Genomic DNA, 16480 nt, shown 5'->3' on the forward strand with positions numbered 1-16480 from the left:
CAGAATGTGGAAACGAGCCTGCTCGCGAAGAGGCTCCGACAGTCACTGCAAAAACTTCAGCCCCGCACCAGACTGCGCACCGCCACAATCTCCGGCACTTCAACCTTGCTCATATAAACCCGCAACGGCTCGGTGATGTTGATCCGGTCATCAATATTCTGATCCAGCAACAACTGGATCAACTCACGCTTAAGGGTCATGGTCGTGTCCGACGCCTGCGCCCAGACAAATTCGCTGGTGGGGATGATGCCGTCATCGGCCACGTCCATGCCGAACGAATCTTCGCTGAAGCGCACGATGTAGTGGCCGGTCTTGCGATTGAGGCCGACAAAACCCTTGAGGTCGTCGGCGGCCTGGCAGATGAGTTGAGAGGTGATGCGCATGGTAAACCTCACGAAATGTTGATCGATGGTTTACACGCAGGGCGAATCAGTGGGCGCGCCCTCTGCCGGGGCGTCTGCTGAGGGCAAGCGTACTGCAAACAGCGCCACAAAAGTGCAGGAAAAATCGCTTTTAATACGTTTATGTCGGTCTGGCGATAGCACGCAATCGATTCAGTTGTTAAAAGGTACGTCTTTGAAAATGCCCTGCGAAAGGAACTCGAACATGCCCGCCACTTTCACCAAAAGCGCCCTCATGCTGAGCCTGATGCTCGGTTTCGGTCAGGCGCACGCCGCCGATATCGATGCGCTGGCCGCCGCCCACGGCATTCCGCACCCGGCGGTCATCGCCCACCGTGGCGCGTCGTTCGATGCTCCGGAATCCACCGCCGCCTCCTACAAACTGGCACGCGACCTGGGCGCCGATTACCTGGAAATGGACCTGCAACGCAGCAAGGACGGCGTGTTGTTCGCCCTGCATGACAACAACCTGCAGCGCACCACCGACGTCGCGAGCAAGTTCCCGGAGCGCAAGGACAGCCCGGCCACAGCATTCACCATGGCCGAACTGAAAACCCTCGACGCCGGCAGCTGGTACAACAAGGCTTACCCGGATCGCGCGCGTGCGTCCTTCGCCGGGCTGAAAATCCTCACCCTCGATGAAATCATCGACATCGCCCAGGCCAACCCGCAACACAAACCGGGCCTGTACATCGAGACCAAAGAACCGCAACTGTTCCCTGGCATCGAACACGACCTGAAAGAAAAACTGCAGGATCGCGGCTGGCTGAGCCCGGCCGGTTCGAAACTGGCCAAGAGCGAGCTGGGTGTCGGTCAGGGCAAAGGCAAGGTGATCCTGCAGACCTTCGAGAAGAACAGCCTCGAACTGCTGCAAAAGGAAATGCCGCAAGTGCCGAAAATCCTCCTGCTGTGGGTTGGCGAAGGCAGCATTGAACCTAAATCGAACGTAACGTTTGCCGAGTCGGGCGAGAAGGACAAGAACGCGTTCTACGGCAAGCAGGAGCCGAAATCCGAAGCTGAATTCAAGCAGTGGATCGACTACGCCAAGGCGCAAGGTGCGATCGGCACCGGTCCTTCGGCGAAGTTGACCAAGGGCGGCGACCAGAGTTATTCGGATCTGGTGCAACCGTGGATGAACAAATACACCCACGATCAGGGTCTGCTGGTGCACGTCTACACCGTCGATGAGCCGGTGGACTTCGAGAAAGTCATGGCCGCCGGCGTGGACGGCATCTTCACCAACCGCGCCAGCGAACTGTTGAAATTCTATAAACGCCCGGCCGCCGTCAGTGTCGATCAGGTGTTGAAGAACAACGGTTTCTGAGTGACCGCACACACCGAGTGGACAGGCCGCCTCTGGCTGGGGCGCGACTATGGCCTGATCCACGGAGTGTCGGGGCGCACCGCGCCCCATTGCCACTATGCCCACCAGATTATCCTTGCCCCCGAGCGACCGGCGACGGTGTTGCTCGAGGGTGAAGTCGTCAGCGCCTCGCGGCTGTTGATTGTCTCAAACGTGCGCCATGCGATTGTTGAAGCGCCGGATCCGCTGTTCACCGTTTACGCCGAACCGTTGATGTTTGCAGCAGACACGTTGCGTGATGCGTTGTTTAACGCCGAACTGACGTTGCCCGAGCTTCATCGGGCGATATGCCAATGCCCGCGTCGTTCGCTGAGTGACTCGCGCATCGAACGTGCACTGGCCGCAGTGGACGCATCGCTGTCCGATAAGGTCGCCGCCCGCGCCGTCGCCGACACGGCGAATCTGTCCCTGAGTCAGTTGCAGCGACTGTTGGTCAGCCAGGTTGGTTTGCCAGTGCGCAGGCTGGTGTTGTGGCGGCGTCTGCGCAGGGCGATGGCGGCGATTCTGGCCGGTGACCCGGTCACCCTCGCGGCACACTCCGCCGGATTTGCCGATTCGGCGCACTTCTCGCGCAGCTTGAAAAAACTCTTCGGTGTCACCGCGCGCCAGGCCTTGCAGCACATCGAACTGAAACTGCTCGACTGAGTCAGCGGCGCAGCGCGTCGGGCACGTGTGGTTCGCGACTCAACCTCACCGCTGCGAACGGATAAAACAATTGCCCCACATAGTCGCGGGGGAAATCCGGGCGGTTGCCAATCCCCAGATCGCCTTGGCCGATGCGGTAATCCTCGGTGTAGAAACCGGTACCCGACAGCCAGTCCCACACGGTGAAGAACAACCCGAAATTAACGTCGCCGGCGCGGCCATATTTCATGTGATGGAAACGATGCAGCGGCGCCCAGGCGAAAATCCAGCGCAGAAATCCGAGGCGCATATCGACATTCGAATGCTGCAACAACAGTTGAATCGCGATGGCGAACGCCAACAGCGCCGCAACCGGTGAAGGGATGCCGAGCACCAGCAACGGCAACAGCCCCGCCGAGGCTTCGAGCAGTTGATGCAATGGATGCTTCATCAATCCGTTGAAACCGTATAAGCGTTCAACACTGTGATGCACGGCGTGTAATCGCCACAGCCACGACACGCGATGGCTGGCGTAATGCATCAGGCTGATACCGGCGTCGGCGATGAATATCGCCATTCCCAATTGCAACCACAACGGCCAGCCCCTGGGCCAGACACCTTCAATCGCCAGCAGCGTGACCAGACCCGGCAACGCGAGTAAACCCAGTGCACTCAACGCTTCGTTGACCAGCGCATGGCAGATGTCACGCCTGCGATCACCGGCCGGAAGATTACAAAACGCCTCATACGGCATCGCCCACTCTGCTGCGAACGACACCGCCAACGCGGCGAGAAACAGCGGCAACAACCACAGCGTCGACAGCTCGGCGAGCCACAACCCGCCCGCGATAAACCCGCCCCAGAACAGCGGCGCGTACAACCCGGTCATCAATCGTTTCATGTTCACCTCCCTTGATCGAAGGCAGAGCATGAAAGGTTGCGGCTTGCGGCAATTGAACAAACGACGCAAACCGCCGAGGCGAGATTAAGGGTGAGTTAAGTTGCGGTGATTAATCTGAACCCACTGAAACAGCACATCCGCTTAGATAAACACCCAAAAGGATTGAACCGATGAAAACTTTGACTGCCCTGTTTACCGCCGCTGCCCTGACCCTCACCGCTGGCTTGGCCCAGGCTGATGTCCGAGTCGATCAGATCCCTGAACTGGTCAAGTCGGGCAAGATCAAGTCGCTGGAATCGATGAACGCCGAAGCGCTGAAACTGCACCCGGGGGCGACCATCACCGACACCGATCTGGATAACCACTTCAACGGTTACGAGTACGAAGTGGAACTGAAAACCGCCGATGGCAAAGAGTTCGACGTCGACTTCGACGCCACCACCGGCAAGGTGCTGAGCAACAAGCAAGACAACTGATAGAGAATATGAGAAGCCGCACGATTGAGAAATCGTGCGGCTTTTTTGCGTTCGGCTTTTTAGATTTGGTGTCGGTGAGATTTTCTCCCCCTCACCCCAGCCCTCTCCCCCAAGGGGGCGAGGGGGAAAGGGAGCAAATCGGGGGCTTTTCAAAGCCTGAGCTCGGCTCGATTTTTCGGGTCGGCGTAGCTCGAATAATCACCGCGGTCAGTCCCCTCGCCCTTTGGGAGAGGGCTAGGGTGAGGGGAAAAGGCTTCACGCCGAGGTGCTGACCAGCGAACCCGAGGTGCTTGAATCGGAATCCTGCAAGGCCTGCAACAATGAAGCTGTTGCGGTGGACAGCGAGGCCGAGGTGGCGGTGACCTGCGCTTGTGCGGAGGCCACTTCGGTAGCCTTGGCGTCGGCACTTTCCTGTTTCGCCTGCGCGGCTTGCAACGCCTGCTGCTGTTCCTGCAGTTGCTTTTGCAGTTCGGCGATCTGCTTGCGCAGTTCTTTCACCGAATCCGATTCTTCGCTGCTGCTGGAACTGCTGTCGCCCGATGGCGCCGCACCGCCGGCCGCTTTTGCTGCATCAGTGGTAGCGCCAGTGCCCGCGACGGCCGTGGTTGACGTGTCTTCGCCGACGTCGCTGATCGCCGTTTTGCTGGTGGACGTGCTGAGGGTCTGGTTGATCGAAACAGAAGTGATGCTGACCATGGGAAGGCTCCAGTGCCGGTTGTCGTTGACCGGTCATCGGCGCTGGCCGCATTGAATTGAGATCGACTGTGTACCGACTCGGTATCCGAACCGGTACACAGTCAGCCGGTCAGGCGCTGAGGCGCGCGGTGACCTCGTTCAGTTGCCCGGACAGACCGTGCAGGTTCTGGCTGGCGCTTTCCGTGCGCTGCACGTTGTCGAGGTTGGTGCTGGCAATCGAAGTGATTTCGGTCAGGTTGCGCGAGATGTCTTCAGCCACCGAGGTTTGTTCTTCGGCTGCCGTGGCAATCTGGCGGTTCATGTCGCGGATCGCTTCCACGGCATGGGTGATGCGCTCGAGCATGGCGCCGGCCTGGGTCACTTGCTCGACGCTTTCGTCGCTGCGGGTCTGGCCACTGTCGATGGCCTGGGCCGCGTCGACCGCGCCGGTCTGCACGCTCTGGATTATCTGGTTGATCTCGATGATCGACTCCGCCGTGCGCTGGGCGAGGTTGCGCACTTCGTCGGCGACCACGGCAAAACCACGGCCGGCTTCACCGGCACGCGCCGCTTCGATGGCCGCGTTCAGCGCCAGCAGGTTGGTCTGCTCGGCAATGCCGCGAATCACTTCCAGCACCTTGCCGATGCGACCGCTGTCTGCTTCCAGACGACGGATCACGGTGGCCGTGTTGGCGATTTCGCTGCGCATCTGCGTGATCGAATGAATGGTGCTCTGCATGACCTTTTCACCCTGCTGCGCAGACTGATCGGCATCATCGGCAGCCCGCGCGGCGTCGGCAGCGTGGCGCGCCACTTCCTGGGCAGTGGCAGACATTTCGTTCATCGCCGTGGCGACCTGGTCGGTGCGGTTGAACTGCTCGTTGGTGCCGCCAGCCATGGTCGTGGCAATCGCATTCAGCTCGCCGCTGGCACTGTCCAGATCACTGGCGCTGCGCTGCAGACGGGTGAAGGTTTCAGCGAGGAAATCACGCAGGGTGTTGGCCGCTGCGGCAAGGTTGCCCAGCTCGTCCTGACGGTCGCTGACCACGCGCTCGGCCAGTTTGCCGCGACTTAGTTGCGTCACGTAGTCGATCAGTTTGCGGATCGGTTCGACCAGGTTGCGGTTGACCAGCCACAGGCTCAACAGACCGATCAGCAGGCCCGAGGCGAGCATCACCAACAGCCCCAGCCACACGGTGCGATCGGCTTCGGCACTGATCAGCGCCGACTGCTCGGTGCCCTGCTTGCGCAGTTCGCTGACCAGTTCGCTCATCTGATCGCTGGCGGCGCGGTCCACGCCTTTGACGGCGTTGTCGCCCGCTGTCGGATCACCACCGGCGGCCACGTAGGCATCGCGGCCCTTCTGGTAGGCAGCGCCGAGTTGACGATGCTCGTCACGCAGGCGTTCGATGCGCGATTTCAAGCTGGGCTCGATGCCTTTCTGACTGGCCAGTTCCCCAAGAATGTTCTGCACATCGCGCTGACGATCTTCGAACTGGCCCCAGTACTTGGCCAGATCCGCCGGTTGCTTGCCGCGCAGCAAAACGTTTTTCCATTCCTGCACCTGCACCTTGAATTGCAGGTTGGCTTCGTCAATCAGTTGCGAGGTGTGCAAGGGACCTGCGATCAACTGGCTGTAGCTCTGCACGCCGTTGGACAGGAAATGAAAGCAGGCCAGCGCGATCAACAGCATCGCCAAAAGGCTGCCACTCAGCAGGGCGAGAATTTGCGCTCTCAGGGATTTTTGCAGCATCGCAGGTACTCAGGACAGGGATGAGGCACGCCGATTCAGGCGTGAAAATTGGCCGGACTTCCCTGTCGGCGAACCTTGGCGCTGGGCCAATGGCGCGCAACCTAACGCACCTGTGATCGGCGCGCCAGAGCGCTTCTTGAAGATTTTCCGACCGCCGGTAACACATTGATTTGACGTCATTTTGCTGTCACACAAGCGTCATGTGACATTGCGATGATGCCGCTCAGGTGAATCTGTAACTTCCGCGCCAGACACCCTCCTCGCAGCGAGCCTTCATGAACCACAGCCTCGACACCAGCCATCGCGATCCTGACCTTTTCGGCTTGCTCTACGGCTTCCGCTTTCTGCCCGGCGAGCGGGGCCGTGAAGTCGACTCGGCGACAGCTCTGCGATGTTTGCAAGACGACAGCGACAGCGGCGAATTCCTCTGGCTGCACTTGAACCTGGCGCACGCGGCGTGCGAGCGCTGGATGAAAAGCCATCTGCAATTGCCTGAAGAATTTTTCGAGGCGTTGCACGAAGGCTCGCGTTCGACGCGCATCGAGCATGTCGATTCGGCGTTGCTGGCGGTGGTCAACGACGTGGTGTTCAACCTCAGCAGCATGGTCTCCTCTGATGTCTCGACACTGTGGGTCTGCGTGCGCAGCAAACTGATCGTCAGCGCGCGCCTGCAACCGCTGCACTCGGTGGACAAGTTGCGCTCGTCGGTGAAGGCCGGCGAGCGCTTTCGTTCGCCGTCGGAGCTACTGGTGCATCTGTTGCGCGATCAGGGCGAAGTGCTGACGCAAATCGTGCGCAAGACCAGCCTGAGCGTCGATCAGGTCGAGGACGAATTGCTCTCCTCGCGCCTGTCGACCAACCGCGCCGAACTCGGCGCCAACCGCCGGGTGCTGGTGCGTCTGCAACGGCTGCTGGCATTGGAACCGGGTTCTCTGTTGCGCTTGCTCAATCGCCCGCCGCCGTGGTTGCAAAAGGAGGACGTCAAGGAGCTGCGCAAATCCACCGAGGAGTTTGCGCTGATCATCAACGACCTCACCGCCCTCGGCGAGCGGATCAAACTGCTCCAGGAAGAGATCGCCGCCAACCTCAACGAACAGAGCAACCGGACCCTGTTCACCCTGACCGTGGTCACGGTGCTGGCGCTGCCGATCAATATCATTGCCGGTTTTTTCGGGATGAATGTGGGCGGTGTGCCGCTGTCGCAGGATCCGGAGGGGTTCTGGATATTGGTGGCGCTGGTGGCGACGTTCACGGTGATTGCCGGGCGCTGGGCCTTCCGTAAGCGCGGGGATTACTGACCCTTGGCCACCGCAAATCCATTGGAGTGACAGAGTACTATCTTGGTGACAGAGATCCTGTGGCGAGGGGATTTATCCCCGTTCGGCTGCGCAGCAGTCGTATATCCGGTGAACGCGGTTGAACAGATACACCGAGGTGAATGGTTTTGGGGCTGCTTCGCAACCCAGCGGGGATAAATCCCCTCGCCACAGTTAAATCATTGCACCCACTCTTTCATTTCCCTTTAGATCAATGGTCAGGCTATTCATCCAAACACTGACCTGACGCAGTCTCTCTGTAACATTCTGCAACGATCATGGGCAACACTCCTTCCCTCGCTCAGGATTGTCCGCTCATGGCTACTCCCTCCCTGACCACCAGCCAGGCGTCCGCCCCCAGCGGCAGGCCAGCGCTGGACAAGAAAACCGGGCCCTTCACCTACGTGGTGTTTTTCGCCGTGCTGGCCATGGGGATGCTGTTCACCGCCTACAGCCTGATGCACGACATGCACGAGCTGGGCACGGTGGTCACCACCTGGACGCCGTTTCTGCTGCTCGGCGTGGCGCTGCTGATTGCGCTGGGCTTCGAGTTCGTCAACGGTTTCCACGACACCGCCAACGCCGTGGCCACGGTGATTTATACCCATTCGCTGCCGCCGAATGTCGCGGTGGTCTGGTCGGGGTTCTTCAATTTCCTCGGGGTGCTGCTCTCAAGCGGCGCGGTGGCGTTCGGCATCATCGCGTTGCTGCCGGTGGAGTTGATTCTGCAGGTCGGTTCATCCGCCGGTTTCGCGATGATTTTCGCCCTGTTGATCGCCGCGATTTTGTGGAACCTCGGCACCTGGTGGCTAGGCCTGCCGGCCTCGTCGTCGCACACGTTGATCGGCTCGATCATCGGCGTCGGCGTGGCCAATGCCTTGATGCACGGGCGTGATGGCACCAGCGGTGTCGATTGGGCACAAGCGACCAAGATCGGCTACGCGCTGCTGCTGTCGCCACTGGTCGGTTTCGGTTGTGCGGCGCTATTGCTGCTGGCGCTGCGCGCCTTCGTGAAGAACCGTTCGCTGTACAAGGCCCCCGAAGGCAACACCCCGCCGCCGTGGTGGATTCGCGGTTTGCTGATCCTCACCTGCACCGGCGTGTCCTTTGCCCACGGCTCCAATGACGGCCAGAAAGGCATGGGCCTGATCATGCTGATTCTGGTCGGCACCTTGCCGATGGCCTACGCGTTGAACCGCACCATGCCGGAAGAACAATCGTTGCAGTTCGCCGCTGTCGCCCAAGTGACCCAGCAAGCGCTGGTGAAAAGTGCGCCACTGCCGGCACCGGCCGATCCACGCGCAGTCCTCTCCGATTATGTGCGCAGCAAGGAAGCCACACCGCAGCTGATCCCCGCCCTCGCCTCCCTCACCGGGCACATCGGCGAAGAAGTCAAAGGCTACGGCTCGCTGGCGAAAGTACCGGCTGAGGCGATGGGCAACGTGCGCAACGACATGTACCTGGCCAGCGAAAGCATTCGCCTGATGGACAAGAACAAGGTCGGTAACTTCGACACCGACACCAGCAGCAAACTGCAACTGTTCAAGCAGCAGATCGACAACGCCACGCGCTTTATTCCGTTGTGGGTGAAGATCGCCGTGGCCATCGCGCTGGGGCTGGGCACCATGGTCGGCTGGAAGCGGATTGTGGTGACGGTGGGCGAAAAAATCGGCAAGACCCACCTGACGTACGCCCAGGGCGCGTCGGCGGAAACCGTGGCGATGCTGACCATCGGCGCCGCCGACATGTTTGGCTTACCCGTTTCGACTACCCACGTGTTGTCTTCCGGCGTGGCCGGGACCATGGTCGCCAATGGCGGCGGCTTGCAGATGAAGACCATCCGTAATTTGCTGATGGCCTGGGTGCTGACGTTGCCGGCGGCGATTCTGTTGTCGGGCAGCCTCTACTGGCTATTCACCCAGATCTTCTGATCTACACAAAACCATTGTGGGAGGGGGCTTGCTCCCGAAGGCGGAGGGTCAGCCGATGTTGATGTCGGCTGAAACACTGCTTTCGGGAGCAAGCCCCCTCCCACATTAGATAGATAGTGTTGGTCAGAGCGCGGAGCGGATCAGATCGCCCAGCCAGTCCATGAACACTCGCACCCGCAACGGCAGATGCCGCTGCCGCGCGTACAACAATGAAATGCCCATCGCCGGCGCGGTGAACTGCGGCAGCACGGTGACCAGTTCGCCGTTGTCCAGATGTGGCTGCATGCCCGTGCGCGGCACCTGCGTCAGACCAAACCCGCCCAGACACGCCGACTCGTAGGCGTCGGTGCTGTTGACCGTGACACTGCCAGCCATTGGCAAGCGTTTCACCTGACCGTCCTGCTCATACACAAACCCTTCCGAGCGCGAACCCAGCACGCCGACGTAATGCACCAGCCGATGCTGCGCCAAGTCTTCCAGCGTCTGTGGCACGCCGTATCGCTCAAGGTAGGCGGGGCTGGCGCAGTTGATCATCGGAAAATCGCCCAAGTGCCGCGCCACCACCGATTGATCCGGCTGCGCACCAATTCTCACCACGCAATCGAAGCCTTCGCTGAGCAGATCAACGCGACGGTCGGTGCTGCTGATTTCCAGTTCCAGATGGGGATGGCGATCCATGAACCCGGGCAGGCGCGGCATGACCAGACGTCGCGACAGAATGTTCGGCATGTCGACACGAATGCGCCCGGTCAGAGAGGCCTCATTCTGACGAAACAAGCCTTCGATTTCGTCCATGTGCGAGAGCAGATCCTTACTGCGTTCGTACAACACCAGGCCGTCCTGCGTCGCTTGCACCTTGCGTGTGGTGCGTTGCAGCAGCCGCGTGCCGAGCAAGGCTTCGAGCGCTTGCACATGCTCGGACACGGTGGAACGCGGCAGGCCGAGACTTTCTCCTGCGAGGGTAAAACTCGACAGTTCGCTGACCCGAACGAAGGTGCGCAGCAGTTCCAGTTTGTTCATGAGCCACCTGTTGATTGTTCGGCTGATCCGATCAGTGATTCCGGTTTTGCTCTGTTTATCACCACAAGGCGGATAAATAAACTTTGGCTCATCCCCACTCAGCGCAATCGAGGACTTCACATGAACCGCAAAATCGCATTGATCACTGGTGCCAGCCGTGGCTTGGGCAAGAACGCCGCATTGCACCTCGCCGCTCAAGGCATCGACATTATCGGCACCTACAACAGCCGCGCCGACGAGGCACAGGCACTGGTCAAAGAGCTGGAAAAACTCGGCGCCAAAGCCGTGATGCTGCAACTGGATGTCGGTTACAGTGAAACCTTCGCCGCGTTCGGCGCACAGGTTGAACAGGCGCTGCAACAAACCTTCGAGCGCCCGCGTTTCGATTTTCTGGTGAACAACGCCGGGTTCGGTCTGCACGTCAGTTTCGCCGAGACCACTGTTGAGCAATTCGACCTGCTGATGAACGTGCATTTCAAAGGGCCGTTTTTCCTGACTCAGCAACTGCTGCCACTGATTAACGACGGCGGTCGGATCATCAACGTCTCCAGCGGCCTCGCGCGTTTCAGCATCCCGGGCGCCAGTGCTTATGCGGCGATGAAAGGTGCGATTGAAGTGCTGACCCGTTATCAGGCCAAAGAGTTGGGTTCCCGGCAGATCACCGTGAATACCCTGGCGCCTGGGGCCATTGAAACCGACTTCGGCGGCGGCACCGTGCGCGACAATGCGGCTGTGAACGCGATGGTTGCCGAAAATACCGCGCTGGGCCGTGCCGGTCAGCCGGATGACATTGGTGGCGCGCTGTCGCTGCTGCTGTCGCCGGGGGCGCAGTGGATCAACGGGCAGCGGGTTGAAGCTTCGGGCGGGATGTTCCTCTAAACCCGACACCGCCCCACTGTGGCGAGGGGATTCATCCCCGTTGGACTGCGCAGCAGGCCCATCTTTTTCTGGATCAAAAAGAGGGGGCGCTTCGCACCCCAACGTGGATGAATCCCCTCGCCACTACTTGCATTCCAGCATTAGACCGTACGGGCCATCATCAAGCGCTCACGCACCACGTCATAGCCCCAGTGATACACGTAGGTGTACGGCAGGAAGAACAGCAGCACGCCGATGTCGAGCAGGAATGCCTGCCACAGGCTGACCGACAGCCACCAGGCAATCAGCGGCACGCCCATCACGATCAAGCCACCTTCGAACAGCAATGCGTGGACAACCCGCACCCACACGGTGTGCGCGACGTTCATGCGCGCCAGGATGCGGTCGAAGAAGCGGTTGAACACCACGTTCCAGGCCAGCGCCAGCATAGCGATCAATACGGTCACCGCGCCCATGTCGAGCAACGGTTTTTTCATGATCCAGGCCAGCAACGGTGTGCAGATCAGGATCGCCAGCAGTTCGAAACCGATGGCCTGGAAAATACGTTCAGTGAGGGATTTCGGGGCAGTCATGGGCTGACTCCTTGAGTGAAGATGGTTGCCATGATCCACCCTCACACCGATACTTCATAACCAATAACCATCGATCAAGGCGATAGTTTATGGCTTCGCAAGAAGTGTTGTTGGCGTTTGTTCAAGCAGCGACGCAGGGTTCGTTCTCGGCGGCGGCGCGCAAGCTGGGGCGCAGTCAGTCGACCATCAGCGCCGCTGTGGCGAGCCTTGAGATTGATCTGGATCTGATCCTGTTTGATCGCAGCAGTCGCAAACCGACCCTGACCCCGGAAGGTCACGTCATGCTGCAACGGGCCGAGGCGATTCTGGCGGCCAACAGTCGTCTGGAAATGACTGCGCGGCAATTGTCACAAGGCGTCGAACCGAAACTGACAGTGGCGCTGTCCGACACCTACCAATCGGCGCGTTTCGAGGCGGCGCTGATGGAGTTCGAGCAGCGTTACCCGGATCTGGAACTGGAATGCCTGATTGCCGAATGCGATGACCTGATCGAACTGGTGCAGCGCGGCCGCGCGCATCTGGCCTTCGCCGAAATGCAGGAACATTACCCGCCGGATCTGGTGACTTCTACCGTCGCCGAGCGCACCGATATCGCCCTGTTCGTCAGCCGTGAGCATCCGCTGGCAACTATGGAAAACGTCGATCAAGTGCTGCTGGAGCAACACCGCGAGCTGCGCCTGGCGACCATCGTCAATCCGTACGACAGCCGTGCAAAGGGCCGCGTGTGGTCGGCGCCGAGCTACCTGATGCTGATGGAAATGGCCGAAATGGGCTTCGGCTGGGCACCGCTGCCGCGCTGGCTGGTCGGGCGTTTCGGCAATGGCTCATTGCTGGAACTGAAAGCACGCGGCTGGCCGAAACCGGTGTTCGTCGATGCCCTGTGGTCGCGGCTGTACCCGCCGGGGCCGGCGGGGAGTTGGTTGCTGAGCAAGATGCTGGAATAGCGGCGCTACCAATCGCTGGCAAGCCAGCTCCCACAGTGTCCGAGTCGTACACAAAATCAATGAACACATCGGTACTGTGGGATTGCCAGGGAAGGCATCAGCCCAGTCAACCGATCAAGCCGCCTCAATCGCTGCCGGCCGGTTCACCTGAAAATACTCATGCAACCCACGCATCGCCGGCAATTCCAGCGCCTGCGCCGCATAGCACAATCCCACCCGCCGGGTCGGCGCCGGCAGATGCAGAGCACGCACCGCCACTCGCGCATGCCCGTTCACCAGCGACTGCGGCAACATCGCCACGCCAACCCCGGCCGCAACCATGTGCAACGCCTGGTGCAAAGACCCGGCATGCCCCGCCACCGCTTCCGGCGAGCGTCCATACAACGCCATCAAGCGTTGATGCGATGGATGTTGCGGGCAAGTGATCCAGTCCTCAATCGGCGCCCAACCGGACTGCGCCGATGCCATCGGATGCTCCAGCGGCAGCGCCAGCACATAGGGTTCTTCCCACAGCGGCAGAAACAGTTCGTCCTCGCAGCACATCTCTTCGACCGCCAGGCGACCGTCACCGCTACAGCCCTCCTCCAGCGTCAGCAGCAAATTTGGCAACGCCAGATGCGCCATGCGCACGAACGCTTCGATATGACTGGCGGCAACATCGCCCTCGATGCCCAGCGTCAACGGCGCACGATTTTCCCGGCCACGAAACATCCGGCTCAACGCCTCAGCTTCCGCCACCATCCGCCGCGCCTGCGGGTACAACAGCCGCGCCTCAGCGCTGACCTCGACCCCGCGTGGCTGCCGCACAAAAAGCGCCGCGCCGAGTTCGTCTTCCAGCTGCTTGATCGTCACCGATAGCGTCGGCTGACTGATGAACAAGCGTTGTGCCGCCGCAGTGATGTTGCGTTCTTCGAACACCGCGAGGAAGGCTTTGAGATGGCGGATATCCATAGGTGATTCCGATAGCTGACAGAGGAATAAGGCATTTTTCAGTCTTCAAACGGCTAAATATACTGCGCTCATCCGCCAGTCATTTGAAATTCTTATTTCAGGAGTTCGACCATGAGCAAGCCATTGATCATCATCACCGGGGCCAGTTCGGGCATCGGCGAAGCCACTGCACGCCGCTTGAGCGCCGCTGGTCACCCGCTGCTATTACTGGCGCGGCGCGTTGAACGCCTGCAAGCGCTGGAGCTGCCGAACAGCCTCAGCCGTCAGGTCGACATCACTGATCGCACCGCGCTGCTCGCCGCAGTGGCTGAAGCAGAAGCTCGCTTCGGCCCGGCCGACGCACTGATCAACAACGCTGGCGTGATGCTGCTTGGGGCGATGACCGAGCAGGATCCGGCGCAGTGGGAGCAGATGCTCGACGTCAATGTGAAGGGCCTGCTCAACGGTGTGCACGCGGTAGTGGCCGGGATGGTCGAGCGTAAACACGGGACGATCATCAACGTCAGCTCGGTGGCCGGGCGCAAGACCTTCCCTAATCATGTGGCGTATGTCGGTACCAAGTTTGCCGTGCATGGTTTGTCGGAAAACCTGCGCGAAGAACTGGCACCGCACAACGTGCGCGTGACCACGATTGCGCCGGGAGCGGTGGAAACCGAGCTGTTGAGCCACACCACTGATGAGGCGATCAAGACCGGTTATCAGGCGTGGAAACAGGAGATGGGCGGTACGGTGTTGAGTGCCGAAGATGTGGCGACGGCGATTGCCTATGCGTATGAGCAGCCGCAGGGCGTGTGTATTCGCGAGATCGTCATGGCCGCAACCCGCCAGCAGGCTTAAGGGCAAAAGCCACCCTCACCCCAGCCCTCTCCCGGAGGGAGAGGGAGCCGACCGAGATGTCTTGCGTCGTACATCGACCTGAGAGACCGGGTCGATTATGGGTTTATTGCTGCGGTAAATATCGATCTGAGAGGTTGAATCGATCATGGATTCAAAGCTGAAATTTCACGTCGGTGCAATCCCTCAATATCCCCCGATCGGTCCCCTCTCCCTCTGGGAGAGGGCTAGGGTGAGGGCAATTCCAGCGCCATGAGTCGCCCTTCAATAAATCGCCGCTCGGGTTCTTGTCGGGTTAATTCCAAAGCTCGGAGATACGCCGCCCGCGCTTCCTCCACCCGACCCAACTGTCGACAAAACTCCGCCCGCGCCGAATGCGCCAGGTGGTAATCCTGCAGTTCACCGCGATCCAGAATCCCCTCAATCAGATTCAACCCGGCCAACGCCCCGTCACGCTTGGCCACCGCCACCGCACGGTTCAATTCAATCACCGGCGACGGCACCGCCCGCAACAGCACGTCATACAAACCGACGATCTGCTGCCAATCGGTCTCCTCGGCCGTCGGCGCTTCGGCATGCACCGCCGCAATCGCGGCTTGCAAACAATACGGCCCGAACCGTCGTGTGGTCAGCGCCCGCTCCACCAGCGCACAACCTTCGGCAATCAGATCGGTGTCCCACCGCGCACGATCCTGATCATCCAGCAGCACCAGTTCACCACTGGGCGAAGTGCGCGCCGGCCGGCGTGACTCATGCAACAGCATCAGCGCCAACAGGCCCATGACCTCCGGTTCCGGCAGCAACTCCATCAACAAGCGCCCCAGCCGGATCGCTTCGCGGGTCAGGTCCTCTCGGGTCAACTCAGCGCCAACCGAGGCCGAGTAGCCCTCGTTGAACACCAGATAAATCACCCGCAGCACACTGTCGAGGCGCTCGGGAAGTTCGCTCAGGCTCGGTACTTGATAGGGGATTTTCGCGTCACGAATTTTCGCTTTCGCCCGCACGATGCGCTGGGCAATCGCTGCCGGCGCCGAGAGAAAGGCGCGGGCGATTTCCTCGGTGGTCAGGTCGCAGACTTCACGCAGGGTCAGCGGCACTTGCGCATCTGCCGCCAGTGCCGGGTGGCAGCAGGTGAAAATCAGCCGCAGGCGATCGTCTTCCACGTCTTCGCCACTCCAGTCGGCCTGTTCGAGTTCTTCAAGCTGCGCCAGCAGCAACGGCTGCGAGGCCTTGAAACGGGCGCGGCGGCGCAATACGTCGATGGCCTTGAAGCGCCCGGTGGACACCAGCCAGGTGCGCGGATTATCTGGCACGCCATCGCGTTGCCAGCGCTCGACCGCGACGAAGAACGCCTCGTGCAAGGCCTCTTCAGCGAGGTCGAAATCGCCGAGCAGGCGAATCAGCGTCGCCAGAATCCGCCGCGAGTCTTCGCGATAGACCTGCTCGACCCGCGCCCTGACCTCAGACATTCAACTGGCGCACGGGGCGCACTTCGACACTGCCGACCCGGGCCGCCGGGATATTCCCTGCGACCTGGATCGCTTCGTTGAGATCCCGCGCGTCGATCAGGTAGAAGCCGGCCAGTTGCTCCTTGGTTTCGGCGAACGGGCCATCGGTGATCGACAGCTTGCCGTTGCGCATACGCACGGTGGTGGCGGTCTGCACCGACTCCAGCGCCTCGGCGGCAACCATGCGCCCACTGCCCTGAATCGACTCGGCATAGGCCCAGCACTCGGCGTCTTCGGGGCTGTCGGGCGAGGAATGCAGCAGGCGTTCATCGCTGTAGACCAGGCATAAATACTTCATGGCGTTCTCCTGAATCGAACGGATCAACTATGGC

The 16480-nt window shown here is 60.4% G+C and carries 17 protein-coding genes; 8 read left to right on the forward strand and 9 right to left on the reverse strand.

The window, feature by feature from the left end; translation table 11 throughout:
* Window positions 1-56: 56 nt before the first annotated feature.
* Complete coding sequence (locus F2P67_RS07535) at window positions 57-383, reverse strand: DUF2025 family protein (protein ID WP_166219043.1); 327 nt, start codon at window positions 381-383, stop codon at window positions 57-59.
* A gap of 223 nt (window positions 384-606) precedes the next feature.
* Here F2P67_RS07535 and F2P67_RS07540 point away from each other — a divergent pair, with 223 nt between their 5' ends.
* Complete coding sequence (locus F2P67_RS07540; protein WP_166219045.1) at window positions 607-1725, forward strand: glycerophosphodiester phosphodiesterase; 1119 nt, start codon at window positions 607-609, stop codon at window positions 1723-1725.
* Window positions 1726-2409, forward strand: coding sequence for a helix-turn-helix domain-containing protein (locus tag F2P67_RS07545; RefSeq protein ID WP_166219047.1), 684 nt, complete (start codon window positions 1726-1728; stop codon window positions 2407-2409). It abuts the gene before it with no gap.
* A gap of 1 nt (window position 2410) precedes the next feature.
* On the opposite strand, the gene F2P67_RS07550 is transcribed toward F2P67_RS07545, so the two are convergent.
* Window positions 2411-3289 (reverse strand): sterol desaturase family protein, encoded by an 879-nt coding sequence (locus F2P67_RS07550; protein ID WP_166219049.1) that lies wholly within the window; start codon window positions 3287-3289, stop codon window positions 2411-2413.
* Between the two features lie 170 nt (window positions 3290-3459).
* Between F2P67_RS07550 and F2P67_RS07555 the strand changes: the two genes are divergently transcribed.
* Window positions 3460-3765, forward strand: a complete 306-nt coding sequence (locus F2P67_RS07555; RefSeq protein WP_166219051.1) for a PepSY domain-containing protein — start codon at window positions 3460-3462, stop codon at window positions 3763-3765.
* Window positions 3766-4020: 255 nt separating this feature from the next.
* Here F2P67_RS07555 and F2P67_RS07560 read toward each other — a convergent pair whose 3' ends face one another.
* Complete coding sequence (locus tag F2P67_RS07560; RefSeq protein ID WP_166219053.1) at window positions 4021-4461, reverse strand: hypothetical protein; 441 nt, start codon at window positions 4459-4461, stop codon at window positions 4021-4023.
* A gap of 109 nt (window positions 4462-4570) precedes the next feature.
* Window positions 4571-6193, reverse strand: a complete 1623-nt coding sequence (locus F2P67_RS07565; protein WP_166219055.1) for a methyl-accepting chemotaxis protein — start codon at window positions 6191-6193, stop codon at window positions 4571-4573.
* Between the two features lie 275 nt (window positions 6194-6468).
* On the opposite strand from F2P67_RS07565, the gene F2P67_RS07570 reads away from it, so the two are divergent.
* Together F2P67_RS07570 and F2P67_RS07575 are read left to right on the forward strand one after the other, a co-directional pair.
* On the forward strand, window positions 6469-7491 hold the full coding sequence (locus F2P67_RS07570; RefSeq protein ID WP_166219057.1) for a transporter: 1023 nt from the start codon (window positions 6469-6471) through the stop codon (window positions 7489-7491).
* A 335-nt stretch (window positions 7492-7826) separates the two neighbouring features.
* A complete protein-coding gene (locus tag F2P67_RS07575; protein ID WP_166219059.1) occupies window positions 7827-9440 on the forward strand; it encodes an inorganic phosphate transporter in 1614 nt (537 codons plus the stop codon).
* Between the two features lie 123 nt (window positions 9441-9563).
* On the opposite strand, the gene F2P67_RS07580 is transcribed toward F2P67_RS07575, so the two are convergent.
* A complete protein-coding gene (locus F2P67_RS07580) occupies window positions 9564-10460 on the reverse strand; it encodes a LysR family transcriptional regulator (protein ID WP_166219061.1) in 897 nt (298 codons plus the stop codon).
* A gap of 120 nt (window positions 10461-10580) precedes the next feature.
* On the opposite strand from F2P67_RS07580, the gene F2P67_RS07585 reads away from it, so the two are divergent.
* A complete protein-coding gene (locus F2P67_RS07585) occupies window positions 10581-11339 on the forward strand; it encodes an SDR family NAD(P)-dependent oxidoreductase (RefSeq protein ID WP_166219063.1) in 759 nt (252 codons plus the stop codon).
* Window positions 11340-11479: 140 nt separating this feature from the next.
* Here F2P67_RS07585 and F2P67_RS07590 read toward each other — a convergent pair whose 3' ends face one another.
* A complete protein-coding gene (locus F2P67_RS07590; RefSeq protein ID WP_166219065.1) occupies window positions 11480-11911 on the reverse strand; it encodes a multidrug/biocide efflux PACE transporter in 432 nt (143 codons plus the stop codon).
* An 89-nt stretch (window positions 11912-12000) separates the two neighbouring features.
* Between F2P67_RS07590 and F2P67_RS07595 the strand changes: the two genes are divergently transcribed.
* The gene (locus tag F2P67_RS07595; protein WP_166219067.1) at window positions 12001-12855 is read left to right on the forward strand and encodes a LysR family transcriptional regulator; all 855 of its coding nucleotides are present in this window, start codon (window positions 12001-12003) and stop codon (window positions 12853-12855) included.
* A gap of 114 nt (window positions 12856-12969) precedes the next feature.
* Here the strand turns inward: F2P67_RS07595 and F2P67_RS07600 are convergent, their stop codons facing one another.
* Window positions 12970-13806, reverse strand: coding sequence for a LysR family transcriptional regulator (locus F2P67_RS07600; protein WP_166219069.1), 837 nt, complete (start codon window positions 13804-13806; stop codon window positions 12970-12972).
* 111 nt (window positions 13807-13917) lie between these two features.
* Here F2P67_RS07600 and F2P67_RS07605 point away from each other — a divergent pair, with 111 nt between their 5' ends.
* On the forward strand, window positions 13918-14643 hold the full coding sequence (locus F2P67_RS07605) for an SDR family oxidoreductase (RefSeq protein ID WP_166219071.1): 726 nt from the start codon (window positions 13918-13920) through the stop codon (window positions 14641-14643).
* A 224-nt stretch (window positions 14644-14867) separates the two neighbouring features.
* Here the strand turns inward: F2P67_RS07605 and F2P67_RS07610 are convergent, their stop codons facing one another.
* Window positions 14868-16109 carry an RNA polymerase sigma factor gene (locus tag F2P67_RS07610; protein ID WP_166219073.1) on the reverse strand — a complete coding sequence of 414 codons (1242 nt, stop codon included), beginning with the start codon at window positions 16107-16109 and terminating at the stop codon, window positions 14868-14870.
* Window positions 16102-16446 (reverse strand): YciI family protein, encoded by a 345-nt coding sequence (locus tag F2P67_RS07615; protein ID WP_007951101.1) that lies wholly within the window; start codon window positions 16444-16446, stop codon window positions 16102-16104. Before F2P67_RS07615 ends, F2P67_RS07610 begins: the two co-directional genes overlap by 8 nt.
* Between the last annotated feature and the right edge of the window lie 34 nt (window positions 16447-16480).

The sequence above is a fragment of the Pseudomonas atagonensis genome, assembly GCF_011369485.1.
Lineage (GTDB): Bacteria > Pseudomonadota > Gammaproteobacteria > Pseudomonadales > Pseudomonadaceae > Aquipseudomonas > Aquipseudomonas atagonensis.